The sequence below is a fragment of the Nonomuraea sp. NPDC050328 genome (assembly GCF_044459405.1).
In the GTDB taxonomy this organism is placed as follows: domain Bacteria; phylum Actinomycetota; class Actinomycetes; order Streptosporangiales; family Streptosporangiaceae; genus Nonomuraea.
Map to the genome: position 1 here is coordinate 872,868 of NZ_JBITIW010000001.1, position 23,959 is coordinate 896,826.

Below are 23,959 nucleotides of genomic sequence, written 5' to 3' on the forward strand. Positions count from 1 at the left end.
TTACCTTCCGATCAATATTGATGAAGGAAAATGTCATGCTGAGCCGGCTGGCCCTGACCGTCCTGCAACCCGGATTCGACGGCACCACCGCGCCCGACTGGCTGCGCCATGCGCTGGACCAGGGGCTGGGCGGCGTCGTGCTGTTCGCGCGCAACCTGCCCCGGCGCGAACTGGTCGACCAGATCCGGGCGGCCAACCCGGACACGATCGTCGCCGTGGACGAGGAAGGCGGCGTGGTCACCCGGCTCGAAGCCCGCGAAGGCAGCTCCTTCCCCGGCAACCGGGCCCTCGGCGTGGTGGACGACCTCGCGCTCACCGAGCGGGTCGGGCGGGAGATCGCCACCATGCTCGCGGCCTGCGACATCACCCTCAACTACGCGCCCTCGGTGGACGTCAACGCCAACCCGGCCAACCCGGTGATCGGCGTTCGGTCCTTCGGGCCCACCGCCTCGCTGGTCTCGCGGCACGGGGCCGCCTGGATCCGGGGGCATCAGGGGGCGGGGGTGGCGGCTTGCGCCAAGCACTTTCCGGGGCATGGCGACACGGTCACCGACTCGCACCTTGCTTTGCCCACCGTGCACGCTTCCTTGGACACCTTGCTCGAGCGCGACATCGCTCCTTTCGAGGCGGCGATTGCCGCAGACGTAAAAGCCATCATGTGCGGACATTTGCTGATTCCGGCGCTTGATCCCTCGGGGCCGGCGACGCTCAGCCGTACCACCCTGACCGGCCTCCTTCGCGACCAGCTCGGCTTCGACGGCCTGCTCGTCACCGACGCCATCGAGATGCGCGCCGTGGCCGCCCTGCACTCCCCCGGCGACATCGCCGTCCGCGCCCTCGCCGCCGGCGCCGACGCCATCTGCGCCGGGCTGGTCACCGAGGACGAGCTCTACGCCCTCCGCGACGCCATCGTCGCCGCCGTCCGCAGCGGGGAACTCCCCGAGGAACGCCTCGCCGAAGCCGCCGCCCGCGTCGAAGCCCTCGCCTCCTGGTGGACCAAGCACCCCCGCCCCGCCGCCCCCCTCGGTGGACCTCCCGTGACTCCCGGGGAGGGCGAGCCTGCCGGGACCTATGCCGCCCGGGCCGCCCTGGAGATCACCGGCTCCACCCGTCTGGCCGCCCCACCCCTGGTCGTCGAGATCAGCCCCCGCCACAACCAGGCCGTCGAGCCAGGCACCCCCACCGGCCTCACCGTCGCCCTCGCCGCCCGCCTCCCCGGCACCGACCACCTCCGCGTCCCCCTGGGCGCCCCCCTCCCCACCCTCGACGACCGCCCGGTGGTGCTCCTCGTGCACGACACCGCCCGCCACGAGTGGGTACGGCAGGCGTTGTCCGACCTCGTCACCCAACGCCCCGACGCGATCGTCGTCGAGACCGGCATCCCCGACCACCCCATCGGCGCCACCTACATCGCCACCCACGGCCTGTCGCGCGTCGGCGCCGAGGCGGTCGCCGACTGGCTCACCACATGACCCGTTCCACCCCCACCGCCCCCCGCGACCCGGCCACGAGGTCGACGAAGGAGACCTCATGACGGAACCCGCCAACCCGGTGAGCGCGGTGCGTGCCGTACTCCCCTCCCTGACGCCCGCCGCCCAGTCCATCGCCCGGATCATCCTGGACGACCCCGGCGTGGTGGTGCGCAGCACGATCACCGAGTTCAGCGCCATCTCGGGCACCAGCGAGGCCACCATCGTCCGTACCGCCCGGGCGCTGGGCTACTCCGGCTACTCCCAGCTCCGCTTCGCCCTGGCCGCCGCCGTCGCCCGGGACCAGCCCGAACGCCTCGTCCCCGGCGACCTGGGCCCCGACGACCCCCTCACCGACGTCATCGCCAAGGTCACCCGGGCCGAGTCCGACGCCCTGGCCGACACCGCCGCCCAGCTCGACCCCGACGAACTGGGCGCCGTCGTCACCGCCATCACCACCGCCCGCCGCGTGGACGTCTACGGCGTCGGCACTTCGGGCCTGGTCGCCACCGACCTGTCCCAGAAGCTCATGCGCATCGGCCTGTCCAGCCGCCCCTTCAGCGACGCCCACCTGGCCCTCACCAGTGCCGCCCTCCTCCAGCCCGGCGACGTCGTGGTCGCCGTCAGCTACAGCGGCGAGACCACCGACGTCCTCGTGCCCGTCCGCACCGCCAAGAAGGCCGGGGCGCTCATCGTGGCCATCACCAACAATCCGCGCTCCTCGCTGGCCCTTCTGTCCGACCACGCCCTCATCTCTGCCGGACGGGAAACCTCCTTCCGGCCTGGGGCGCTGGCCAGCCGGATCAGCCAGCTCCTCATCGTGGACTGCATCTTCGTCGGACTGGCCCAGCGCACTTACGACACCGCCGAAGCCGCCCTCAAGGCCACCCGCGAAGCCCTCGAAACCTTCCGCGGCCGCTGACCCCCGAAAAGCTTGAGCCGTCGGGTGGGGCGCGCTTCGCGCGTGCGGGCTTGGGCTCCTCTCCTGGGGGAGCCAAGCTCCCCCATACCCCCTAGCCGGGGGCCTCCCGGCCCCCGGACCCCCGAGTGCGGGGCGGGTTCCGGAGGGGCTGTGTTTTGAGGATTGGCCGTGGGCTCATGGCTGGCCGGGCAGAGGTTGGCCGGCTCGGCAGCCGTACGTCTCGAGGGCTTGAGAACGGCACCGTCCGGTACTGGGAGGGCTCGGTTACGGGGTGGGATGGGGTAGGCGGTAGCCGAGCATTGGCCACAGTTCGTCCTTGGCCTCGTGGGTCTTGTCGCGTTGGGGGTCGCGGTGGAAGCCGGCGTTCAAGGCCACCTGTTGGGAGGGGAGGTTGTCGCGGTGGGCGCGGAGCCACAGTTCCCTCAGACCCACCTCGCGGAAGGACCAGGCGGTGAACAGCCTGACGGCTCGGGTGGCTACGCCGCGGTGGCGGGCGGTGGGGGCTACCCAGTAGGAGAGCTCCCCGACCTGTCCGTCGTGGCGGAGGGCGATGTTGCCCAGGCGGTGGCCGGTGGTGAAGTCGCAGATGAGGAAGCCCTCCTCGGTGGCGGACTCGCGCATGCGGAAGATCGCTGCCTGGACCTCGGCGGTGGTCAGGGTGGGTGGGTCGGTCGTGAACCGTTGGATGAGCGGGTCGCGGACGGTCTCGGCGTACCAAGCGGCGTCCTCGTCGGTCCACTCCCGTAGCCGGATCACGCCGTCGTCCAGGTCGCGGTCGGTCATGGGGGCACCCTGTCAGACGGAGGTTCGCCGTTTCGGTCGAAGGTGGGAAGGCCGGCGGCAGGCCGGCCGTACGGCTTGGGGCTGGCGAGGCGGGTGGCCGGCCGTACGGCTAGGGCTTGGCGAGGCCGCAGTCGGGCATGCCGGAGGTCTTGGTGACCTTGATGTTGTCCAGGGACATCCAGCCGCGCAGGGAGGTGCCCTTGACGCCGGTGTGGACCCACATCTTGCCGTACTCGTTGGTGGTCCAGCAGAAGAAGAGGAGGACGGCGCCCTGGTGGAGTTTGGTGACGGTGCCGCAGCGCTTGCCGGAGTACGGGCCCTTCTTGAGGTTGTAGGAGCCGCGCATGACGCCCCAGCCGGGGTCGAGGTTGGACACGGCGGGGCGGTTGCAGCCGGGGGCGGCTGGCTGGGAGGAGGTGGCGGCGGCGGCCGGGAGGGCGGTGAGGGTGAGCGTTGCGGCGGCGGCGAGGGTGATCAACGGGAGTCTCATGATGGGTGAGATGCGTGGGGTTGGGTTGTGGTTCGGGGCAGTTTGGGGGGAGCGGTCGATTCTCGGTTGCGCGGGGTGGGCGGGTGGGGCTGGACTAGGTGAGATGGCTTTCCCGCGGATACGGGTGGCGGAGGAGGACGCTGTGGGTGAGGGTGAGCGGGCTGGGTGTGAGTGCGGGGCTCGGGGGGCTTGCGTGGAGTACTACCACGCGATCTTGTCTGAGGAGCATCTTGATCCGGTGATGTCCCGGTGGCATGGGCCGGTGGTGTGTGCCTATCTGTTGCAGCATCCGGATCAGGGGCATCCGAAGTATCTGGACAGTCAGTTCCGGCAGTTGCAGTTCTTTCTTGACCAGGGGTTGGAGGCGCTGCATCGGGTGGCGGCGCATCAGGTGGCGCGGAACAACCATCGGGTTCGGGCGGGGTGGGATGAGGAGCCGTTGAAGGGATACGCGGCGCTTCCGGAGGGGCGGCCGACGGGGTTCGGGGCCGCGTTCTGCGAGTTGCCGGTCAAGGACGGGAGCATGGTGCCGGATGGGCATGAGGCTTACGGGCGGCGGATCGAGGCCATCGCTCGGGCGACGGTCGAGGGGTGGCTCGCCATCGCCCCACGCTGACCGGTCGAGGCGGGCTCGCCACCGCCACCCGCTGAATGGTCGGCTCGCCGTCGCCGCCCCGCTGACCGGTGGGGTGACCGCGCGGACCTGCGGGGGCGCGAAGGGGTGGCTGGTAGGGGCAGAGGGCTCAGTTGGTCGGGGGTTCCTCTCCTGAGCCCCGAGGGATGAGGCGGACTGGGATGCGGAGTTCGCGGGGTTCGCGGGTCGGGTCGGCGAGGCGCTTGGCGAGGAGGTCCATGGCGGCGTCGCCGATGGCGACCGGGTCCTGCGCGATGACGGTGAGGCCGGGGCGGAGCAGTTCGGCGAGTTCGAGGTCGTCGAAGGCGACCACGGCGGGCTGCTCGGGGCGGCCGGCGAGGTGCTTGAGGACCTCTGCGGTGATGCGGTTGTTGCCGGTGACCAGGGCGGTGACCGGGTCGGATGGGTCGAACATGGTACGGAGCGCGGCGGCGACGAAGTCGGGGCCCGGGCTGCCGAGCCGTACCTCGTGCTCGTTGACGGGCACGTCGTGCCCGGCCATGGTGGCGCGGAAGCCGGCCACCCGCTCGCGGGCGGTGAAGACGGCCGGGTCGTCGCCGAGGTAGCCGATCCGGCGGTGGCCGTGGTGGAGCAGGTGCTCCACGGCCAGGCGGATGCCGGCGGCGTTGTCACTGAGTACGGCGTCGCAGGCGATGCCCTGCGCGGGGCGGTCGACGGCGCAGATGGCCAGGCCCTCGGCGATGTCGGGCAGCAGGTAGTCCTGGCGCTTGGCGATGGGGGCGAGGATGAGGCCGTTGGGGCGGCGGGCGGTGAAGCCCAGGGCGACCTGGCGCTCGCGGGCGGGGTCGTCGTGGGAGGAGCCGATCATGACGACCAGTTCGTCCTCCTCGGCGCGGTGCTCGACGGCCCGGCCGATGGCGGCGAAGAAGGGGTCGGCGATGTCGCGGACGACGAGACCGATCGCCTGGGTGCGGCCCTGGCGGAGTTCGCGGGCGCCCTCGTTGCGGCGGTAGCCGAGGCGGCGGATGGCTTCCTGGACGCGTTCGAGCGTGTCGGGGGCGACGGTGGTTTCGCCGTTGACGACGCGTGAGACGGTCTTGAGGGCCACTCCGGCGGCCTCGGCCACGTCCTTCATGGTCGGGCGGCGGTGCAGGGCTGACAACGTTATCCCTATCTGCGAGCTGTTGTTGCTCATGGTAACGGGCTGGGGATGACAGCGTTGTCAGGTTTGCGAAGGTCAGGCGGGCGAGGGGCGGCGCCCGGGGTGCCCGCCGGGGCTGGAGAAGGCGGTGGAGGCGGTACAGATGGGGTGCTCCAGCAGCGGGGTGGCGGCGAAGGTGGTGGTTCCAGGCGGCGACGGCGGCATCGAGCGGCCGGCTGGGCCGGGAGCCCCGGCGGACCATGGACAGCGGGGGCGGATGAACCGGCGGACGGTGAACGTCAGAGCTCCAAATGACAACGTTGCCATTCACCGATCAAGGCCCTAGTGTGGCGGTCGTCAGACCCGTACAGTCAGGGAGTCCCCGTGCCTTTTCGCCTGCTGTCCGCCACCTCCACCGACCTGTTCGTCGGCACGGAAGCGGAGCCGTACCAGGTCTTGAGAGTCACCGTCGAACCGGCAGGCCAGGACGTCGAGCTGGAGGTCCGGGGTGAGGGGGTCAGGACGGCGAGGCCGGTGGTCGTGCCCGCGGGGGTGGGCACGGTCGAGGTCCCGTTGCGGATCGACCGGCCGGCGGGCGAGGTCGTGTCCTGCGTTGTCACCGCAGGCGGCGAGAGCCTCGACGCGGAGGTGAGGGTCGAGGAGCCGGGCTGGACCATGTACCTGGTCTCACACTTCCACTACGACCCGGTCTGGTGGAACACGCAGGCGGCCTACACCAGCCCGTGGGAGTTCCTGTCCGGGGACGCGAGCACCCGGCCGCTGTGGGAGCGCAACGCGTTCGCGCTGGTCGAGGCGCACATCGAGCTGGCGTTGCGCGACCCTGACTACAAGTTCGTGCTCGCCGAGATCGACTACCTGAAGCCGTTCTTCGACACCCACCCCGAGCGCCGCGCCGACCTGCGCAAGCTGATGGCCGACGGCCGGGTGGAGCTGATGGGCGGCACCTACAACGAGCCGAACACGAACCTGACCGGCGCGGAGACGACGATCCGCAACATCGTCTACGGCATCGGCTACCAGCGCGACATCCTGGGCGGCGACCCGAGAACCGCTTGGCAGCTCGACGCGTTCGGGCACGACCCGCAGTTCCCCGGCTATCTGGCCGCGGCGGGGCTGACCGGCAGTGCCTGGGCGCGCGGTCCGTTCCACCAGTGGGGCCCGATCAGCAAGAATTTTAAGGAGGCCAAGAACGACGCCACCTTGATGCAGTTTCCGAGCGAGTTCGAGTGGATCTCGCCCTCGGGCTTGGGCGTGCTCACGCACTACATGCCCGCGCACTACTCGGCGGGCTGGTGGATGGACTCCTCGCCGTCGCTGGAGGAGGCGCTGAGCGCGGTCTTCGAGCTCTACCAGGCGCTCAAGCCGGTCGCGGCGACCAAGAACATCCTGCTCCCGGTCGGCACGGACTACTCGCCGCCGAACAAGTGGGTCACCGAGATCCACCGCTGGGTCGCCAGCCGGTACGTGTGGCCGCGCTTCGTCTGCGGCACGCCGCGCGACTTCCTCGACGCCGTGACCGCCGAGCAGGCCACCTTCAGCCCGCAGACGCGCGACATGAACCCGATCTACACGGGCAAGGACGTCTCCTACATCGACACCAAGCAGGCCCAGCGCGCCGCGGAGGTGGCCGCGACCGACGCCGAGAAGCTGGCGACCTTCGCCTCGCTGCTCGGCCTGGGCCGCTACCCGCACGCCGCGCTGGACAAGGTGTGGCGGCAGCTCGCCTACGGCGCCCACCACGACGCGATCACCGGCTCGGAGTCCGACCAGGTCTACATCGACCTGCTCACCGGCTGGCGCGAGGCCCACGACCTGGCCACCGACGCGCGGGACCGCGCGCTCGACGCGCTGACCGCGCAGATCTCCGTGGACGGCCGCAGCGTCGTGGTCACCAACACCTTGTCCTTCGCCCGTGACGGCCTGGTCCGGGTTCGGCCGGCGCCGGGCCTGACGGTCGAGGGCGAGGCGCTGCTGGAGGACGGCGTGCTGACCTTCCTCGCCCGCGAGGTGCCCTCGATGGGCTGGCGCACCTACCCGCTGGTCGAGGGCACGCCCGGCGGCTGGGAGCCGGCGGAGGGCTCCGTCGTCGAGAACGAGCGTTACCGCGTCACGGCCGACCCGGCACGCGGCGGCACGCTCAGCTCGGTGCTCGACCTCGCGGCCGGCCAGGAGCTGCTCACCGGCCAGGGCAACGAGCTGCGCCTGCACGCCGAGTACCCGCAGCACCCGGACATGGGCGAGGGCCCGTGGCACCTCATCCCGACCGGCGAGGTCAGCGGCTCGGCCGAGCGTCCGGCGACGGTCCGGCGGGAGCAGTCCGCGCTCGGCGAGCGCCTGATCATCACCGGCGAGCTGGACGAGCTCGCCTACGAGCAGATCGTCACCCTCTGGGCCGGGTCCGACAAGGTGGACTTCACCACCCGCGTGCTCGACTACACCGGCGCCGACCGGCTGCTCCGGGTGCGCTTCCCGGCCGCCGTGCCCGGCGCGCTGCCGGTCTCGGACGTGGCCGGCGCGGTGATCGGCCGCGGCTTCGCCCTGCCGGAGGCCGACGCCGCCGAGCACCCCTGGACCCTCGACAACCCGGCCAACACCTGGTTCGGGCTCTCCTCCACCGCCCGGGTCGAGCTCGGCGAGGCCGGCGCCCGCGCGATCGGCGTGGCCGAGGTGGTCGTGCCCGCGCTGGCGGACGCGCCCGCCGCCCGCGACCTGGTCGTCGCGCTGGCCCGCGCCGGCGTCACCGCCACCACCTCCAGCGCGCCCGGCTCCCGGTACGGCTGGCTCGACGTCGACTCCAACCTGCCCGACGTGCGCATCATCCTCGGCGGCCCGGAGCACAACCCGCTGGCCGCCGAGCTGCTCGGCCAGGTCTCCCCCACCTTCGCCGAGACGCTCGCCGCCGAGGGCCGGGTCTGGGTGCCGGCCGAGCGGCCCCTGGCGGAGGTGTGGCAGCCCAGCGCCGACCTGCGCGGCCTGCGCTCGCTGCCGGCGCTCATCGTCGCCGACGCGGCCGAGCTGGTCGCCGACCTCGACGACGCGCGGATCGCCGCCACCTGCCCCGAGGGGAGCGAGGTGCTGGAGGACCGGACGGTCGCGCTGCTCACCTACGGCCTGCCGGGGTTCGCGGTCGATCCGTCGGGGGCGCTGCACCTGTCGCTCATGCGCTCGTGCACGGGCTGGCCGTCGGGCGTCTGGCTCGATCCGCCTCGCCGTACCACGCCGGACGGTTCGGGGTTCCAGCTCCAGCACTGGACGCACGAGTTCGCCTACTCGCTGGTCGGCGGCGCGGGCGACTGGCGTGAGCTCAATCTGCCGGCCGCCGGGCAGGAGTACATCACGCCGCTGCTGCCGCGCCTGGTCGACGGGCCGGGCGGCGACCTGCCCGCGACGCACTCGCTGCTGCGCGTCGATCCGGCCCGTGACGTGCTGGTCAGCACGGTCAAGGCCGCCGGCAACCCGCACGCGCACGGCCTGGCCGCCGACGCCGCCGACGGGGTGACGTTGCGCCTGGTCGAGTCCACCGGGCTCGGCGCGCGGGCCGCGCTGCACTCGCCGGTGCTCCCGGTCGGCTCGCTGCTCGCCTCCGACCTGCTGGAGAACCGGGGCGGGCCGGCCTCGTTCGAGCTGGCCGGATCGGAGGTGGCCACCTACCTCGCGCCCGTGCCGCTCACCGCCGAGGGCGAGGAGCTCGGGCTCACCGCCGAGGCCGCCCAGCCGGTCTACAGCCGCTACTGGCTGCACAACAAGGGGCCCGCGCCGCTCGGCTACCTGCCGGTCTCCGTGGCGATCACGCCCGGCCTGGTCACCTCCGCCGAGCCGTTCGAGGCCGAGGTGGTCGTCGCCTCGCACCTGGTCAACGCCGCGCACGAGGGCGTGGTGACGCTGGAGGCGCCCACCGGCTGGAGCGTCAGCCCGGCTCAGCGCGCCTTCCGCGTCGAGCCGGGCGGGCACCTGCGCTTCCCGGTCACCGTCACCCCGGCTCCCGGTGCGGGCGGGCTGCACTTCGTCGCCGCGCGCACCGAGTTCGCCGGGCAGAGCGTCGAGGACGTGCTCACCGTCGCCCTCGGGCCGGTGCCAGAGCTTCCGGTGCCCGGGCCGGTCCCGGAGGACGCGGTGGCCGCCCAGGGCACCCGGCTCGACACCGCCCGGCCCACCGGGCTCGTCGTCACCTCCGTGACCGACTCGCTGACCCTCCGTCCCGGCTCCTCCGCCACCGTCGGCGTACGGCTGGCGAACACGAGCGCCGGGCCGATCCGCGGCGAGGCGCAGCTCGCCTCGCCGTGGGGGACGTGGGAGATGCTGCCGACGGTCGTCCAGGGCTTCACCGTCGAGGCCGGGGAGAGCGTCGAGGTGGCCTTCCCGGTCGAGGTGCCGCTGGACATGGCCGCCGGGCACTCGTGGGCGCTGGTGAAGGTCATGTGGTTCGGCCGCTGCCAGTACGCGCCCGTCGTCCGGCTGGAGGTCACCCGATGAGTCACGGGCATGGGCATGGGCACGGGCACGGCCACGGGCATGACCACGACCCCGGATATGTCCCGGTGCGCACCCGCCCGCCCGCGACCGGCGCGGCCACCGCGCCCGGTGTCGGCCCGGTCATCGGCTGGGTGAACGGCCGCCCGATCCCCCGCCTGCCGCTCGACCGTCGCCTCGCCGACCTGCGCGAAGGTCCCCTGCACGCCGCGCTGCCCACCCCCGGCAGCGCGGAAGACCGGCAGCTCGCCCGCTGGCTGACCCAGGTCATCCTCACCGAGCTGGTCTGCGAGGACGAGGCCCGGGCGCTCGGCCTCGCCCCCGCCGAACTGCCGCCGCTCGACCGCCTGGCCGCGGTCGAGCTCGGCTCGATCAACGCCTCGGCGGTCAACGGCAACCCGTGGGTGCGCGCCCTGTACGAGCACGTGCCGGCCCAGGTGCCCGCCGCCTGGCAGCAGCCCGAGGCCGCGCCCGCGACGGCCGCGCTGCGGATCCGGCACCGGCTCTACGCCGCGCCCCCGCCCGAGGGCGTCGCCGAGGACGACCTCGACGACCTGGGCGTCACCGCCCTCGGCACGCTGCCCGCCGCCATCGCCGCGGAGCTGGACCGCCTGCCGTACGGGACCCTGGCCGGGCCGGTGGCCGACCACCTCGGCTGGCACCTCGCCGTCGCCCGTCCCGCTCCCCCAGCCGGTACGGCGGAGCCCGACGGGGGGCTCGGCGAGGCCGCCCGGCGGCGCACGTTCGCCCAGTGGCTCGACACCCTGCGGGCCGAACGGGTCGAACTCGTGCCCGGCCTGGAGCATCCCGGCGATCCCCGCCAGCCCGACAACCACCACAAGCACTGATGGACTGCGTCCTCGCCCTCGACATCGGCGGCACGAAGCTGGCCGGCGCCCTGGTCGACCCCGCCGGGACCGTGCTGCGGTCCGCGACGCGGCCGACCCCGGCGGCGGACGTGCTGGGCACGCTGGCCGACCTGGTCGCCGAGCTGCTGCCCGGCGCCGCTCCCCGCGCGGTCGGCATCGGCTGCGCGGGCCCGCTGGACCTGGCCACCGGGGCGGTCAGTCCGGTCAACATCCCGAGCTGGCGCGGCTTCCCGGTCCGGGACGAGCTCGCCGCGCTCACCGGGCTGCCCGCCGTCCTGGCCGGGGACGCGCAGTGCTTCGCGCTCGGCGAGCACTGGGTCGGCGCGGGACGCGGGGCGGCCTCGCTGCTCGGCGTCGTCGTCTCGACCGGGATCGGCGGCGGGTTCGTGCTCGGCGGCGTCCCGCTGCTCGGGCCCACCGGCAACGCCGGGCACGTCGGGCACATGAGCGTGGACCCGTACGGCGAGCCGTGCGACTGCGGCGGCCGAGGCTGCGTGGAACGGTACGCCAGCGGCCCCAACCTGACCCGCTGGGCCCTGGCCGCCGGCTGGCAGCCGCCCCGCGACCGGCCCGATGCCCGGGACCTGGCCAAGGCGGCGGCGAACGGCGACTCGATCGCGCTGGCCGCCTTCGAGCGGGGCGCGCGGGCGCTCGCCGCGATGATCGTCTCGGCGGCCGCCGCGGTGGACGTGCGGACCGTGGTGATCGGCGGCGGCGTGGCCGGCGCAGGCGAGATCCTCTTCGCCCCGCTCCGCAAGGCCCTCGACGACCTCAGCGGCCTGGCCTTCCTCCGCTCGGTGGAGGTGGCCCCGACCACGCTCGGCGTGCGAGCCGGCCTGGCCGGGGCCGCGAAACTGGCCTGGTCGGCCGTGGCCTGACCCCTACTGCCGCTCGGCCCAGCGTGCCTCGCGCCGCTCGATGATCCGGCGGGTTACCGGGATGATCTCCACGAGCTTGCTGCCCAGGTAGGCCCCGATGAAGGCGAGTGCCACGAGCACGATCGGACTGGTGGAGAAGCCGGTCATGGTCACGTAGGCATGCAGGATGACATCGAGCAAGGGGAGCTCCCGAGGGATACGTGGCGAGTGCCGTCGGCACAGGCTAGCCGAACTTGGCGGAGGTTTGACCGGTTTCGACCTATCCCTTGAGCAAGGGTCACCTATCCCCCGGAACGGCGGCGCCGGCCGTACCAGAAGCACGACCGGCGCCGGTGAACGCGGGGATCAGTGGAAGAAGTGCCTGGTCCCGGTGAAGTAGAGGGTCACGCCCGCCTGCTCGCAGGCGGCGATGACGTCCTCGTCGCGGATCGAGCCGCCCGGCTCCACGATGGCCTTGATCCCGGCCTCGATGAGCACCTGCGGCCCGTCGGCGAAGGGGAAGAAGGCGTCGGAGGCGCAGACCGACCCGGCGGCCCGCTCGCCGGCGCGGGAGACCGCGAGGCGGGCGGAGTCGACCCGGTTGACCTGGCCCATGCCGACGCCGACGGTCGCCTCGCCGGCGGCCAGCAGGATGGCGTTGGACTTGACCGAACGCGAGGCCCGCCAGGCGAAGGCCAGATCGCGCAGGACCTCGGGCGAGGCGGCGGGACCGGCCTTGAGCTCCCAGCTCGCCGGGTCGTCGCCGGGGGCGTCGATCCGGTCGGTGCTCTGCACGAGCAGACCGCCGTCGATGCGGCGGAACTCGGCCGCGCCGGAGGGGCCCTCGGGGCAGCTCAGGATGCGCAGGTTCTTCCAGCGCTCCTTGAGGATGTCGAGCGCCTCGTCCTCGTAGCCCGGGGCCACGAGGACCTCGGTGAAACCCTCGGTGAGCTGGCGGGCCAGCTCGGCGGTGACGGTGCCGTTGACCGCCACGACGCCGCCGTAGGCCGAGACCGGGTCGCAGGCCAGCGCCTTGCGGTGCGCGTCGGCCACGTCGGCGCCGACGGCGATGCCGCACGGGTTCTGGTGCTTGATGATCGCGACGGCCGGCTCGGTGAAGTCCCAGGCCGCGCGCCAGGCGGCGTCGGTGTCGAGGTAGTTGTTGTACGACATCTCCTTGCCGTGGAGCTGGGTGGCGCCGGCCAGCCCGCCCGTGCCGGAGGTGTACAGGGCCGCGGACTGGTGCGGGTTCTCGCCGTACCGCAGCGGGCTCTCCAGCTCCCAGGTGGCGCCCATGAAGCCGGGCCAGTCGCCGTCGGCGGCGTAGACGTTGGCGAACCAGCTCGCCACGGCCACGTCGTAGGCGGCGGTGTGCGCGTAGGCGCGACCGGCCAGGCGGCGACGCTCGGTGAGGGTGAAGCCGCCCTCGCCCAGCGCGCGGACGACCTCGCCGTAGCCGGCCGGGTCGACCACGACCGCGCAGGTGGCGTGGTTCTTCGCCGCCGCGCGGATCATCGCCGGGCCGCCGATGTCGATCTGCTCGACCGACTCGGCGTCGGACGCGCCGGAGGCGACCGTCTCACGGAACGGGTAGAGGTTGACCGCCACGAGCTGGAACGGCTCGACCTCCAGCTCCTCGAGCTGCGCCACGTGGTGCGGCTTGGTCAGGTCGGCCAGCAGCCCGGCGTGGACGCGCGGGTGCAGCGTCTTGACCCGGCCGTCGAGGCACTCGGGGAAGCCCGTGAGCTGCTCGACCTTGGTGACGGGCACGCCGTAGGAGGCGATGGCGGCAGCCGTGCCGCCGGTGGAGACGATCTCCACCCCGGCGGCGTCGAGTGCCTTGGCCAGCTCCTCGAGGCCGGACTTGTCGTAAACCGCGATCAACGCGCGCCGGATGGCGATGCGGCTCGCGCCGGCGCCTTCGCTGTGCTCAGCCACGCTGAGAAACACCCCTCCTGGTTAGATGCCCTGTCTGTCACCGCCGCCGGGTGGGTCCGGCGGTGGTCCAGCCCTGTCAGCCGCCGATCCGGACGTGCCGCCCGGTGACGGTCCAGCCTTCACGGGCCATGCGGCCCACGGTGTCGACGAGCAACCCGCGCTCGACGCTCTTGATGCGCTCGTGCAGCCGGGCCTCGTCGTCGCCGTCGAGGACCCGCACGGCCTCCTGGGCGATGATCGGCCCGGTGTCCACCCCGGCGTCGGCCAGCATGACCGTGCAACCGGTGATCTTGGCGCCGTAGGCCAGCGCGTCTCGTACCCCGTGCGCGCCCGGGAAGGCGGGCAGCAGCGCCGGGTGGGTGTTGAGCACCGGGAACGCCTCCAGCGTGGGCGCGCCCAGGATCTTCATGAATCCGGCCAGCACCACCAGGTCCGGCTCGTAGGCGGCGATCCGGGCGGCGACCGCCTCGTCCCACAGGGCGCGGGAGGGATGATCGTTCAGCCGCTCCACGAACGTGGGCACCCCGGCCCGCTCGGCCCGGGCCAGCCCCTCGATCCCGACGCGGTCGGCGCCGACGGCCACCACGGCCGCGCCGTACGACGGATCGGCTGTGGCGTCCAGAAGGGCCTGTAGGTTGGTTCCAGAGCCGGAGACGAGGACGACCAGCCGCCGCCCCACAGAATCGGACACGCACGCTCCAGTGTTGGGTGGGTAGCCAGGGTATCGGGTCTGGAAACCGGCGAAGTGAGAGGGAGGCCCAGTGACGATACCTGTCCGCGTGCCCGCCGAGGCGGCAGGGCGCAGGGCGGTCTGGCTGTCCATCGCGGCGCTGGCCATGGCGTTCATGCTGCCGTTGGCCGGCCTGGTGCTGGCGGTCTTCGCCCTGGTGGCGGGGATCCGCGCGCTGCCGCTGCTCCGGAAGGAGGGCAAGTCGGTGGGCGCCGCCGTGGGCGGGATCACCGTCTCGTCGGTCGTGCTGCTGTTCTCCGGGCTGGCCGCCGCCCTGCAGTTCTACCTCGCCGACGAGTTCACCGCCTACCAGGAGTGCCTGAAGGGCGCCGGCACGGTCTCCGCCGAGGGCGAGTGCTTCGCCGCCTTCAAGCAGGCGACCGAGAAGAAGCTCCCGGCGGACGTGCTGCGCTACCTCCAGCCCTAGTCGCGGTCCCAGGCGTAGGGGTCCATGTAGATCACGTGGCCCCCGCGGTCGTCGGTCTCGTCCACGATGTCGCGCCGGGTCGACTGCGCGGCCACCTCCGCCGCGGCCGAGGCGTGCTCGTCCATCCAGTCGTCGCGGATCACCGGGATCGGCTGGGTGTCGGCCTCGGTGGCGTCCATCCAGTGGCCCGGCAGCGGCTTGGGGTCGGCGTCGGCCAGGCCGACCTTGCCCGCCACCCGCGCCAGCGCCGCACCCGCCTTGCGCACCTTGCCGGGCTCCTTGCGCGCGTCGCGGTAGAGCAGCGCCCAGTTGGCCAGCCCGGCCGAGATGCCCGCGGCGACGCCCACCTCCAGGGCGACCGAGAGCGCGACCTCCCACGCCGACGGCCCGATCGCCGCCAGCCGGTCGCCGCGGATCGGCCCGCCGGACAGCGCCGCCAGCCCGCCCGCCACCAGGCCGGTGGTCAGCCCGGTCACGAACCCCCACAACGGGGCCGCCTCGTACGACGGCGACGGCGCGATCCGCACCACCACCACGCCGGCCACCGCGCCGGCCGCGAACGGCAGCGCGATCACCGCCATCGCCCAGGCCGGCGCCGGCCCGCTGTCCGGCAGCGCGCCGAGCAGCGGCAGGATCGGCATGCCGTCCAGGTTCACCCCGGTCGGCGCGACCAGCGTCCCGGTGCCGACCGCGAAGCCCGGCCCCGCGATGTAGGCCATCGCCCAGATCGCCGCGTTCGCCAGGTAGAGGAGCTGAATCAGCAGCAGGAGCAGCCCGCCCACGAACCCCGGCGACAGGGCCGAGGTCAGGTCCTTCACCTGGCCGATGTTGATCAGGATCGCGCTCAGGACCACCAGCAGGCCCGCCGCCAGCATCAGCGCCGTCGCCGTCGCCGTGCCCAGCGCCACCGCCCGCACCCGCTCCGGCAGCAGCCGCAACATCGAGCGGAACGGCCCGATCGTGCGCGCCGTCGCCAGCGCGCCGCACAGGAAGGCCAGCAGGAAGTGGCTCAGCAGCGCCTCGCCCACGTACGGCTGGGTCACCTCGTTGCGGGCCACCAGCGCGATCACCCCGGCCAGCAGCGCGTACGGCGCGGCCAGCGACACCCCGGCCTGCACCACCAGCACCAGTTGCGCCCGGCGCCGTGCGGTCGCCTGCTCCTTGGGGCTGTTCTTCGGCAGGGCCGCCGGCAGCCGCAAGCGCAGGTCGGCGTCGCGCGCCATCCACCGCCCGCCGCGGTACAGCAGGATCGCCGGCAGGACCATCAGGCCCAGCGGGAGCAGCCCCACCCGGCCGCCCGGAATCGCGAACCCCGCATGATGCGCCGCCAGCCACACCTGCGCCGCCGTGCGGAACACCCCCGGCAGCCCGGTGCCCAGCGTGCCCTTCGGCGCGGCGATCCACCCCACGAGGGTCAGCGTCGTCAAGGCGGCCAGGCCCACGCCCAGAGTCATCGCGGCGGCGAGCATCCCGGACACGGGAAGCGGACGCCGGCTCTCGTCGTCATCCCCCGTCATACCGGGGAATCTGCCGAGCACCGACCGGGGGGCCGTCCGTAGCTGGTCGAGAAGCGCCGTCACAGTATTCGATGTTCTCAAGTTTTCGGTCAAGTGCACTCGCCGACACCCCGCGAAGCCCCATTCTCCCGCCCATCCACCCACCTGGAGTCCCCGCTTCGGCGCCCACGGGACTGTCGGAGGCGACTGCCACCATGATCCACATGACGCCACCACCCCCTGACTTCACCTGGCTCTACGGCGAGTACGGCGAATACGGCTACTCCTTCCTCTACGTCCGCGACACCCCCGAGCGTGCCGTCGCCCGGCTGGGCGGGCGGTGGCCGGACTTCACCCCCGGCCCGTTCCCCGAGGACGCCGACCAGTTGTGCTCCCCCGGCGAGCCGGCCGGTGTCGCCGCGATCGGCGACTGGACCTTCGTCATCGAATCCGACCTGCGCTACCTGTACGAGGACCTCCTGGCCCGGCTCTCCGAAGACACCACGCTCGTCACGCAGGCCGCGCTCAGCATCGAGGGCGCCGACAACTTCGCCTGGTACGAGGACGGAGCGGTCAGGTTCGAGTGCGGGAGCGATGACGGGTTCTTCAGGGAGCCACCGGACGAGCTCACCGCCGTCCTGGCCGAGGCCGACCGCTTGTTTCCCGAGGCACAGCTTTACGAAGGCCCCGCGTTCATGCTCGTCGAGCACCTGACCGGGATCCGGCTGACGGAGGAGCTGGTGCGGGGCCTCGACTTCGCCTGGGGCCATCTGCCGCCTCCCCGGTAAGAGAAGCGGTCGGTGGCGGCTGGCAGCATGGGCGCATGATCGAACGGGCACCCGACCACCGCTGGCTGACCGGCGACGACGGCGGCCTCAGCCACCTCTACGTCCGGCTCCCGGTGGAGGAGGTGGTGGCCCGGCTGGGCGGGACGATGGCAGGCTTCGCCCCCGGCACCTTCCACGGCCCCGACCGACACACCGGCGGGTCCGGGCTGTCGATCGGTGTCGCGCCTCTGCGCGGCTGGACCTACATCCAGGACGGCGGCCAGCTCGCCGTCACCGGTGCCGTGCTCCCCCTGTCGGAGGGCACGCGGGTGGTCGCCCAGTACGCGCTGGGCATCAAGGGGCTCGACTACTTCTACTGGGCGGAGGACGGGGAGATCCGGTTCTGCTTCATCGCCCAGGAGGGTTACTCGGCGCCGGTCCCGGAGGAGCTGCGGGAGACGATGGAGGCGATCAGGCGGCTGTATCCGCCGAGCGCGGATCCGTCCACGGGGCCGACCTTCCTGCTGTCGGAGCGGCTGACCGGGTTCAGGCTGGTCGAGGAGGAGCTGATGGCCGCGCCCTTCCTGTGGGGGACCGTACCGGACCGGGGCTACGAGTTCGCGCCGTGTCCTGACGACGCGTTCCCGTGGCCGGTCTGAAGCCAGGAAAGCCCCGCGCCATTGCGGCACGGGGCTGTTCCAGGCAGGGCAGGGGTGCTCAGCGGGCCTGCATGATCTCCCGCATGAGGCGCGCCGTCTCGGAGGGGGTCTTGCCGACGCGGACGCCGACCTTCTCCAGGGCTTCCTTCTTGGCCTGCGCCGTACCGGCCGAGCCGGAGACGATGGCGCCGGCGTGGCCCATGGTCTTGCCCTCGGGGGCGGTGAAGCCCGCGACGTAGGCGACGACCGGCTTGGTGACGTGCTGCTCGATGTAGGCCGCGGCCCGCTCCTCGGCGTCGCCGCCGATCTCGCCGATCATGACGATGGCGTCGGTGGCCGGGTCGTCCTGGAAGGCCTGGAGCGCGTCGATGTGCGTGGTGCCGATGACCGGGTCGCCACCGATGCCGACGGCGGTGGAGAAGCCGAAGTCACGCAGCTCGTACATGAGCTGGTAGGTGAGCGTGCCGGACTTCGACACCAGGCCGATCCGGCCGGCGGTGGTGATGTCGGCGGGGATGATGCCGGCGTTGGAGGCGCCGGGCGAGGCGATGCCGGGGCAGTTCGGCCCGATGATGCGGGTCTTGTTGCCCTTCTCGACGGCGTAGGCCCAGAACTCGGTGGAGTCGTGGATCGGCACGCCCTCGGTGATGACCACGCAGAGCGGGATCTCGGCGTCGATGGCCTCCTTGACGGCGTCCTTGGTGAACGCCGGGGGCACGAAGACGACCGAGACGTCGGCGCCGGTGGCCTCCATGGCCTCCTTGACCGAGCCGAAGACCGGCAGGTCGAGGTGGGTGGTGCCGGCCTTGCGGGCGTTGACGCCGCCGACGACGCGGGCGCCGGAGGCGAGCATGCGCTTGGCGTGCTTGGTGCCCTCGCCGCCGGTCATGCCCTGGACGATGATCTTGCTGTTCTCAGTGAGCCAGATAGCCATGGTTTACGCACCTGCCGCGAGCTCGGCGGCGCGCTTGGCCGCGTCGTCCATCGTGTCAACCAGCTCGACGCCCTTGAGGGCGGCGTCGTGCAGGATCTGCCGCCCGAGGAGGGCGTTGTTGCCGTCGAGGCGCACGACCAGCGGGCGGGTGACGGCCTCGCCGCGCTCCTCCAGGAGCTTGAAGGCGGCCACGATGCCGTTGGCCACCGCGTCACAGGCGGTGATGCCGCCGAAGACGTTGACGAAGATCGACTTGACCGCGGGGTCGGAGAGGATGATCTCCAGGCCGGCCGCCATGACCTCGGCGCTGGCGCCGCCGCCGATGTCGAGGAAGTTGGCGGGCTTGGGCTTGCCGGGGAACTGCTCGCCGGCGTAGGCGACCACGTCGAGCGTGGACATGACCAGGCCCGCGCCGTTGCCGATGATGCCGACGTTGCCGTCGAGCTTGACGTAGTTGAGGTCCTTCGCCTTGGCCGCGGCCTCCAGCGGGTCCTCGGCGGCCTTGTCCTCCAGCGCGGCGTGGTCGGCCTGGCGGAAGGAGGCGTTGTCGTCGAGGGTGACCTTGCCGTCGAGCGCCTTCACCTCGCCGTCCGCGGTGAGGATCATCGGGTTGACCTCGACCAGCGTGGCGTCCTCGTCGACGAAGACGCACCACAGCTTCTCGATGAGCTCGGCGGCGCCGTCGAGCGCCTTCTCCGGCAGCAGGCCGGCGGCCGCGATCTCGCGGGCCTTGGCGCGGTCGACACCGGTCAGCGGAGAGACCGGGACCTTCGCCACCTTCTCCGGCGTGTTGTGCGCGACCTCTTCGATGTCCATGCCGCCGGCGGCGGAGCAGATGGCGAGGAAGGTGCGGTTGGCGCGGTCGAGCAGGAAGGAGAAGTAGTACTCCTCCGCGATCGCGCTGGCCTCCTCCACGAGCACCTTGTGGACCGTGTGGCCCTTGATGTCCATCCCGAGGATGTCGGTCGCCTTCTTGACGGCGTCGTCGGCGTCGTCGGCCACCTTGACGCCGCCGGCCTTTCCGCGCCCTCCGGTCTTGACCTGGGCCTTGACGACGACGCGGCCGGTCAGCTGCTCAGCCGCGGCGCGTGCCTCCTCCACGGTGTGCGCGACGACTCCGCGCGGCACCGGGATGCCGTAGTCCGCGAAGAGCTCCTTCGCCTGATGTTCGAACAGGTCCACGAGGGTCCGTCCTTGCTTGTCCGAATGATGTCCGACGGCCCGGGCCACCCCGTGTGCCGGGCGTTTCCGCCAGTGAAGCCTAGCCTTTGGCCGGACCTGACCTGGTCATCGGGGCGGAGATATCTCGCGATGTGACAGCGATCTCACTTCCTGGAACGCGCGCGTGCACGAAAGCTTCACATTTATCCCGTTGATAACGGTTGATCCTGAGATCCAGTTGTGACTCCAACTCTGGATGATGTTGTCCTCACTCCCCTCGAGAAAGATCTCTATGAAGCGCATCATCGCGGGGGTAGCCGCCGCGGCGGCCTCCCTCCTGCTGTTCGCCGCCCCGGCGCAAGCCGCCCCGGCCCGGGCCGCCGCGCCCGATCCGGTCGCGGCTTTGAAGAAGGCGTACGCCGAGGGCCGGGGCGTCAAGATCAAGGAGTCGTCCTACAGCTCCAGCATGTTCGGCAAGGACGCCTCCGGCACCTCCCGCGGCGTGGTCGGGTTCGGCCCCCGTGGCGTCTCCGCCTACGACATCGTCCAGCGCGACCCCACGCTGGGTCGCTCGCACCTGATCCACGTCAAGGGCGACACCTACGCCGACGCCAAGTGGGTCGGCGACCTGCCCGAGGGCATCAAGTGGGTCAAGTACTCCGGTGAGCGCCCGGTCGCCGCCACCATCCAGCCGATCAACATCTTCGACGCGAAGGTGCTCCGGGGCGCGCTGGCCAAGGCCAAGCTGGTCAAGGGCGGCGAGTACCGCGGCTCGATGAGCTTCAAGCAGCTCGCCACGCTCTCCGGCCAGAAGCTCAAGGGCGACCTCGGCAAGTTCATGAGCAAGATCAAGGTCTCCTACCGCATCTTCACCGGCCGCTCCGGGCTCGTCTCGCGCGTCCGCAGCGAGATGACCATGGACTTCGGGCTGCTCGGCAACCTGCGCAGCGTCGTCGACTCGCAGTACTACGAGTGGGGCCTGAAGGTGAAGATCCAGGCGCCGCCGAAGGACGAGGTCATCGACGCCAAGGACCTCAACAGCGCGCCCGCCGACCCGCCGGCGTACGAGGTCGTCCCCACCCAGTGATACCCGTTGGGTTGGTCGAGACCTAGCCGATACGCGGCAGCAGCAACGTTTCCCGGGTGAAGCGACTCCTTGCGGGGCTCCTCTCGGCAGCGTTGCTGCTGTCCGCCGCGCCGGCCCACGCGGCACCCTCCGTCCGGCCGCCCCGGACCGTCAAGTTCACCGAGCGCGTCTTCCTGGCGGAGGACGGCCGGCGGACCCTGTTCCTGCGCCGCTCCGGCGCCTTCCGCCTCGGCGACTCCGGCGTCGCCGCCGCCGACGTGACCGCCCGGCTGGCGATCACCCCGGCCGACCTGCCCGGTGAGGCCTTCACCTGGCTGGCCGCGCCGGAGCGGACCATCCGCGTCGGCACGACGTCCTATCTGTCCGGCGGGTTGTACGGCACGCTGCTCCCGGAAGGCAGAACCTGGTACCGCTATCCCGGCGGCCCGGCCGCGGGCGTGACCGGCACCTACAGCCAGTTGCTCAACATCGCCGAGCCCCGTACCCGCGCCACGCTGCTCAAGACCGCCAAGCGCACGTCGTACGGCTACCGCGGCACGATCACGCTTGGCGCGCTGTACAAGCTCTCCCCCTGGTTCCGCGCCTCGGCCGCGTCCAAGCCCAAGAAGCCGGGGATCGTGCTCTCCTGGCGGCTGACCGTGGACGCGGCCAAGCTGCCCAAGCGCCTGGTCACCGCCTACACCAGCTCCGGCGAGACGGTCATCGCCGACACCCGCTACTCCGGCTGGGGCTCCGCCGTCACGATCGTCCCGCCGCCGCCCGACCAGGTCGCCGACGAACTGGCCACCGGGGAGGAGCCGCCTGCCGTACCGCCGGTGGTCGGCACCCTGTGATCGTCACGGCCGGGGCGGCGAATGCCACAATCGCCGCATGAGCCGTGAGAGCCGTGTGAACCGTGTGAACCGCCTGCTGATCGTCAACGCGCATCCGCTCGAACCGGTCACCGAGCAGCTCGGTGACCGGTCCTGGATCGAGCTCGCCGACGGGCTGATCGCCGCCACCGGCACGGGCGCGCCTCCCGCGGTCCCGGGCGACGTCCGGGTGCTCGACGCCGCCGGGGCCACCGTGCTGCCCGGCCTGATCGACGCGCACGTGCACCTCACCGCCAACACCCTCGACCCGCGCGAACGCGAGTCCTGGACCCCCGGGTACGCGGCGGTCCGGTCGTTGCGCGCCGCCGAGGAGATGCTGGCGCGTGGCTTCACCACCGTCCGCGACGTCGGCGGCGCCGATCACGGCCTGGCGCAGGCGCTGCGCGAAGGGCTGGTCCGCGGGCCCCGGCTGATCCACGGCGGCAAGGCGCTCTCCCAGACCGGCGGGCACGGCGACCTCCGGCCGCTGTCGGAGGACGGCCGGCCGTGCTGCGGCCACCAGCCCGGCTTCGCCCGCATCGCCGACGGCGTGGAGGAGGTACGGCTGGCCGCCCGCGACGAGCTGCGCAAGGGCGCGGCCCACCTCAAGCTCACCGTCTCCGGCGGGGTGGCCTCGCCTCACGACGAGGTGTCCGCGGTGCAGTACACGCTGGAGGAGATCACCGCGGCGGTGACCGAGGCCGGCAACGCCGGCCGGTACGTGACCGTGCACGCCTACGGCGCGAAGGCCATCAACCGGGCGCTGGAGGCCGGGGCGCGCTGCGTCGAGCACGGCAACCTGCTCGACGACACCACGCTCAAGCTGCTCCTCGACCGGGACGCCTACCTGGTGCCCACGCTGGTCACCTACGAGCAGCTCGCCGAGCGCGGCCGGGAGGCCGGGCTCGCCGAGGGCTCGTACCGGAAGATCGCCGAGGTGCGCGAGGCCGGGTTCGCCGCGCTCGACCGGGCGCACCGCGCCGGGGTCAACCTGGTCTACGGCTCCGACCTGCTCGGGCCCATGCGGGTGGCGCAGCTCCAGGAGTTCACCCTGCGCGCCCGGGTGCAGCCGGCCGCCGCGGTGCTCCGCTCGGCCACCAGCACGGCGGCGCGGCTGCTCGGCCAGGAGGGCCGGCTCGGCACCCTCGCGCCCGGTGCGCACGCCGACCTGCTCGTCCTCGACGGCGACCCGCTGGCCGATCTGTCCGTGCTGACCCGCCCGGAGCGCCACCTGCGGCACGTCATCCAGGCGGGCGCCGTCGTCTCCTGAACCGCGGCGACGTTGACCTGCCTGGAGGGCTCAGGCGCCCAGGCGCTCGGCGCGCAGCTCGCGCCACTCCAGCGAATGCCGGATCCCGTCGGCCACCGAGTAGCGGGCCTTCCACCCCAGCACGCGCTCGGCCAGCTCGACCCGGGTGTAGGAGCCGATGACGTCACCCGGCCGCCGGTCCCGCTCGACGATCTCGATCGGCCGGTCGGCGACCTCGTTGAACAGCTCCGCGAGCTCGCGCACGGTCGTGCCCTGCCCGGTGCCGAGGTTGATCACCGACACGTCGAGCTCGTCGAACCGCCGCAGCGCCGCGACGTGCGCCTCGGCCAGGTCCCACACGTGGATGTAGTCGCGGATCCCCGACCCGTCGGGGGTCGCGTAGTCGACCCCGGTGAGCTCGAACGGCACGCCCTCCTCGTAAGCCTGGATCATCTTGCCCAGCGCGTGCGAGGGCCGGGCGAGCTGCAGCCCGGTGCGCATCTTGGGGTCGGCCCCGATCGGGTTGAAGTACCGCAGGGACAGCACCCGGATCGGCTGCGTCGCGGCGATGTCGGCGAACATGCCCTCGCACACGGCCTTGGTCCGGGCGTAGGGGCTCTGCGGGTCGAGCGCGGAGCCCTCGTCCACGGTCAGGTCGTCACCTGGCGCGTAGATCGACGCCGACGAGCTGAAGATCATGCGCTCGCAGCCGTTCCTGATCAGGTGCTTGACCAGGTCGAGCGTCTTGACGACGTTCGCCTCGTAGTAGCCGATCGGGTCGGCCACCGAGTCCGGCACCACGATCAGCGCGGCGCAGTGCACGACCGCCTCGATGTCCGGGTGCTCCCGGAAGATCCGGTCGATCAGCTCGCCGTCGGCGATGTCGCCCTCGTAGAACTCCCGCCCCTCGGCGAACTCCCGCCGCCCGGTCACCAGGCTGTCGAGGATGACCGGAACGATCCCGGCCTCCTCACACGCCGAGGCGACCGTGCTGCCGATGTAACCCGCTCCACCCGTTATCAGAACACTCACCCGCGCACACT

23 protein-coding genes are annotated in these 23,959 nt (G+C 72.2%); 12 read left to right on the forward strand and 11 right to left on the reverse strand.

The window, feature by feature from the left end; genetic code table 11:
* Positions 1-35: 35 nt before the first annotated feature.
* Positions 36-1,472: a glycoside hydrolase family 3 protein gene (locus ACIBG7_RS03940; RefSeq protein ID WP_397335102.1), complete on the forward strand. Its 1,437-nt coding sequence runs from the start codon at positions 36-38 to the stop codon at positions 1,470-1,472.
* 58 nt (positions 1,473-1,530) lie between these two features.
* Positions 1,531-2,391, forward strand: a complete 861-nt coding sequence (locus ACIBG7_RS03945; RefSeq protein ID WP_357916173.1) for a MurR/RpiR family transcriptional regulator — start codon at positions 1,531-1,533, stop codon at positions 2,389-2,391.
* A gap of 264 nt (positions 2,392-2,655) precedes the next feature.
* Here the strand turns inward: ACIBG7_RS03945 and ACIBG7_RS03950 are convergent, their stop codons facing one another.
* Both ACIBG7_RS03950 and ACIBG7_RS03955 read right to left on the reverse strand, forming a co-directional pair.
* Positions 2,656-3,174 (reverse strand): GNAT family N-acetyltransferase, encoded by a 519-nt coding sequence (locus ACIBG7_RS03950; protein WP_397335104.1) that lies wholly within the window; start codon positions 3,172-3,174, stop codon positions 2,656-2,658.
* A gap of 109 nt (positions 3,175-3,283) precedes the next feature.
* The gene (locus ACIBG7_RS03955; protein WP_357916167.1) at positions 3,284-3,664 is read right to left on the reverse strand and encodes a hypothetical protein; all 381 of its coding nucleotides are present in this window, start codon (positions 3,662-3,664) and stop codon (positions 3,284-3,286) included.
* 103 nt (positions 3,665-3,767) lie between these two features.
* Here ACIBG7_RS03955 and ACIBG7_RS03960 point away from each other — a divergent pair, with 103 nt between their 5' ends.
* Positions 3,768-4,280 (forward strand): DUF5946 family protein, encoded by a 513-nt coding sequence (locus ACIBG7_RS03960; protein WP_397335105.1) that lies wholly within the window; start codon positions 3,768-3,770, stop codon positions 4,278-4,280.
* A gap of 127 nt (positions 4,281-4,407) precedes the next feature.
* Here ACIBG7_RS03960 and ACIBG7_RS03965 read toward each other — a convergent pair whose 3' ends face one another.
* Both ACIBG7_RS03965 and ACIBG7_RS03970 read right to left on the reverse strand, forming a co-directional pair.
* Positions 4,408-5,454: a LacI family DNA-binding transcriptional regulator gene (locus tag ACIBG7_RS03965; RefSeq protein WP_397335106.1), complete on the reverse strand. Its 1,047-nt coding sequence runs from the start codon at positions 5,452-5,454 to the stop codon at positions 4,408-4,410.
* Positions 5,455-5,496: 42 nt separating this feature from the next.
* The gene (locus ACIBG7_RS03970) at positions 5,497-5,625 is read right to left on the reverse strand and encodes a hypothetical protein (RefSeq protein WP_397335107.1); all 129 of its coding nucleotides are present in this window, start codon (positions 5,623-5,625) and stop codon (positions 5,497-5,499) included.
* A gap of 159 nt (positions 5,626-5,784) precedes the next feature.
* Between ACIBG7_RS03970 and ACIBG7_RS03975 the strand changes: the two genes are divergently transcribed.
* Genes ACIBG7_RS03975 through ACIBG7_RS03985 form a run of 3 tightly spaced genes read left to right on the forward strand, consistent with a single transcriptional unit; the run spans position 5,785 to position 11,638 of the window.
* Positions 5,785-9,894 carry an NEW3 domain-containing protein gene (locus tag ACIBG7_RS03975; RefSeq protein ID WP_397335108.1) on the forward strand — a complete coding sequence of 1,370 codons (4,110 nt, stop codon included), beginning with the start codon at positions 5,785-5,787 and terminating at the stop codon, positions 9,892-9,894.
* Positions 9,891-10,739, forward strand: coding sequence for a hypothetical protein (locus tag ACIBG7_RS03980; protein ID WP_397335109.1), 849 nt, complete (start codon positions 9,891-9,893; stop codon positions 10,737-10,739). The genes ACIBG7_RS03975 and ACIBG7_RS03980 overlap by 4 nt, the downstream gene beginning before the upstream one ends.
* A complete protein-coding gene (locus ACIBG7_RS03985; protein WP_397335110.1) occupies positions 10,739-11,638 on the forward strand; it encodes an ROK family protein in 900 nt (299 codons plus the stop codon). Before ACIBG7_RS03980 ends, ACIBG7_RS03985 begins: the two co-directional genes overlap by 1 nt.
* A 3-nt stretch (positions 11,639-11,641) precedes the next feature.
* Here the strand turns inward: ACIBG7_RS03985 and ACIBG7_RS03990 are convergent, their stop codons facing one another.
* The 3 genes from ACIBG7_RS03990 to purN form a co-directional block, all read right to left on the reverse strand.
* The gene (locus ACIBG7_RS03990) at positions 11,642-11,818 is read right to left on the reverse strand and encodes a hypothetical protein (protein ID WP_357916148.1); all 177 of its coding nucleotides are present in this window, start codon (positions 11,816-11,818) and stop codon (positions 11,642-11,644) included.
* A gap of 165 nt (positions 11,819-11,983) precedes the next feature.
* Positions 11,984-13,555: a bifunctional phosphoribosylaminoimidazolecarboxamide formyltransferase/IMP cyclohydrolase gene (purH, locus tag ACIBG7_RS03995; protein WP_357916145.1), complete on the reverse strand. Its 1,572-nt coding sequence runs from the start codon at positions 13,553-13,555 to the stop codon at positions 11,984-11,986.
* 76 nt (positions 13,556-13,631) lie between these two features.
* Positions 13,632-14,222, reverse strand: a complete 591-nt coding sequence (purN, locus tag ACIBG7_RS04000) for a phosphoribosylglycinamide formyltransferase (protein ID WP_397335340.1) — start codon at positions 14,220-14,222, stop codon at positions 13,632-13,634.
* 94 nt (positions 14,223-14,316) lie between these two features.
* Between purN and ACIBG7_RS04005 the strand changes: the two genes are divergently transcribed.
* Positions 14,317-14,712, forward strand: coding sequence for a hypothetical protein (locus ACIBG7_RS04005; protein ID WP_357916142.1), 396 nt, complete (start codon positions 14,317-14,319; stop codon positions 14,710-14,712).
* Here ACIBG7_RS04005 and ACIBG7_RS04010 read toward each other — a convergent pair.
* Positions 14,709-16,229, reverse strand: coding sequence for a DUF6350 family protein (locus tag ACIBG7_RS04010; protein WP_397335111.1), 1,521 nt, complete (start codon positions 16,227-16,229; stop codon positions 14,709-14,711). The genes ACIBG7_RS04005 and ACIBG7_RS04010 overlap by 4 nt on opposite strands.
* A gap of 203 nt (positions 16,230-16,432) precedes the next feature.
* Here ACIBG7_RS04010 and ACIBG7_RS04015 point away from each other — a divergent pair, with 203 nt between their 5' ends.
* Together ACIBG7_RS04015 and ACIBG7_RS04020 are read left to right on the forward strand one after the other, a co-directional pair.
* Entirely contained in the window at positions 16,433-16,996 is a 564-nt protein-coding gene (locus tag ACIBG7_RS04015; RefSeq protein ID WP_397335112.1) for a DUF6461 domain-containing protein, read from the forward strand.
* A gap of 35 nt (positions 16,997-17,031) precedes the next feature.
* Positions 17,032-17,634 carry a DUF6461 domain-containing protein gene (locus tag ACIBG7_RS04020; protein WP_397335113.1) on the forward strand — a complete coding sequence of 201 codons (603 nt, stop codon included), beginning with the start codon at positions 17,032-17,034 and terminating at the stop codon, positions 17,632-17,634.
* Positions 17,635-17,692: 58 nt separating this feature from the next.
* On the opposite strand, the gene sucD is transcribed toward ACIBG7_RS04020, so the two are convergent.
* The gene (sucD, locus tag ACIBG7_RS04025) at positions 17,693-18,568 is read right to left on the reverse strand and encodes a succinate--CoA ligase subunit alpha (RefSeq protein ID WP_357916130.1); all 876 of its coding nucleotides are present in this window, start codon (positions 18,566-18,568) and stop codon (positions 17,693-17,695) included.
* Positions 18,569-18,571: 3 nt separating this feature from the next.
* On the reverse strand, positions 18,572-19,750 hold the full coding sequence (gene sucC, locus ACIBG7_RS04030; protein ID WP_357916127.1) for an ADP-forming succinate--CoA ligase subunit beta: 1,179 nt from the start codon (positions 19,748-19,750) through the stop codon (positions 18,572-18,574).
* A gap of 271 nt (positions 19,751-20,021) precedes the next feature.
* On the opposite strand from sucC, the gene ACIBG7_RS04035 reads away from it, so the two are divergent.
* Genes ACIBG7_RS04035 through ACIBG7_RS04045 form a run of 3 tightly spaced genes read left to right on the forward strand, consistent with a single transcriptional unit; the run spans position 20,022 to position 22,937 of the window.
* Positions 20,022-20,816, forward strand: a complete 795-nt coding sequence (locus tag ACIBG7_RS04035) for a hypothetical protein (protein WP_397335114.1) — start codon at positions 20,022-20,024, stop codon at positions 20,814-20,816.
* A 56-nt stretch (positions 20,817-20,872) separates the two neighbouring features.
* Complete coding sequence (locus ACIBG7_RS04040) at positions 20,873-21,649, forward strand: hypothetical protein (RefSeq protein ID WP_357916121.1); 777 nt, start codon at positions 20,873-20,875, stop codon at positions 21,647-21,649.
* Between the two features lie 55 nt (positions 21,650-21,704).
* Positions 21,705-22,937: an amidohydrolase family protein gene (locus ACIBG7_RS04045; protein ID WP_397335115.1), complete on the forward strand. Its 1,233-nt coding sequence runs from the start codon at positions 21,705-21,707 to the stop codon at positions 22,935-22,937.
* 30 nt (positions 22,938-22,967) lie between these two features.
* Here the strand turns inward: ACIBG7_RS04045 and galE are convergent, their stop codons facing one another.
* Positions 22,968-23,948: a UDP-glucose 4-epimerase GalE gene (gene galE, locus ACIBG7_RS04050; RefSeq protein ID WP_397335116.1), complete on the reverse strand. Its 981-nt coding sequence runs from the start codon at positions 23,946-23,948 to the stop codon at positions 22,968-22,970.
* Between the last annotated feature and the right edge of the window lie 11 nt (positions 23,949-23,959).

Coding starts and splice junctions, on each gene's coding strand:
- ACIBG7_RS03970 (WP_397335107.1), bottom strand. CDS start 5,625: ATGCCGCCGTCGCCGCCTGGAACCACCACCTTCGCCGCCACCCCGCTG.
- ACIBG7_RS04035 (WP_397335114.1), top strand. CDS start 20,022: ATGAAGCGCATCATCGCGGGGGTAGCCGCCGCGGCGGCCTCCCTCCTG.
- ACIBG7_RS04015 (WP_397335112.1), top strand. CDS start 16,433: ATGACGCCACCACCCCCTGACTTCACCTGGCTCTACGGCGAGTACGGC.
- ACIBG7_RS03980 (WP_397335109.1), top strand. CDS start 9,891: ATGAGTCACGGGCATGGGCATGGGCACGGGCACGGCCACGGGCATGAC.
- ACIBG7_RS03960 (WP_397335105.1), top strand. CDS start 3,768: ATGGCTTTCCCGCGGATACGGGTGGCGGAGGAGGACGCTGTGGGTGAG.
- sucD (WP_357916130.1), bottom strand. CDS start 18,568: ATGGCTATCTGGCTCACTGAGAACAGCAAGATCATCGTCCAGGGCATG.
- ACIBG7_RS03950 (WP_397335104.1), bottom strand. CDS start 3,174: ATGACCGACCGCGACCTGGACGACGGCGTGATCCGGCTACGGGAGTGG.
- ACIBG7_RS03940 (WP_397335102.1), top strand. CDS start 36: ATGCTGAGCCGGCTGGCCCTGACCGTCCTGCAACCCGGATTCGACGGC.
- ACIBG7_RS03985 (WP_397335110.1), top strand. CDS start 10,739: ATGGACTGCGTCCTCGCCCTCGACATCGGCGGCACGAAGCTGGCCGGC.
- ACIBG7_RS03955 (WP_357916167.1), bottom strand. CDS start 3,664: ATGAGACTCCCGTTGATCACCCTCGCCGCCGCCGCAACGCTCACCCTC.
- ACIBG7_RS04020 (WP_397335113.1), top strand. CDS start 17,032: ATGATCGAACGGGCACCCGACCACCGCTGGCTGACCGGCGACGACGGC.
- ACIBG7_RS03945 (WP_357916173.1), top strand. CDS start 1,531: ATGACGGAACCCGCCAACCCGGTGAGCGCGGTGCGTGCCGTACTCCCC.
- ACIBG7_RS03965 (WP_397335106.1), bottom strand. CDS start 5,454: ATGAGCAACAACAGCTCGCAGATAGGGATAACGTTGTCAGCCCTGCAC.
- ACIBG7_RS04010 (WP_397335111.1), bottom strand. CDS start 16,229: ATGACGGGGGATGACGACGAGAGCCGGCGTCCGCTTCCCGTGTCCGGG.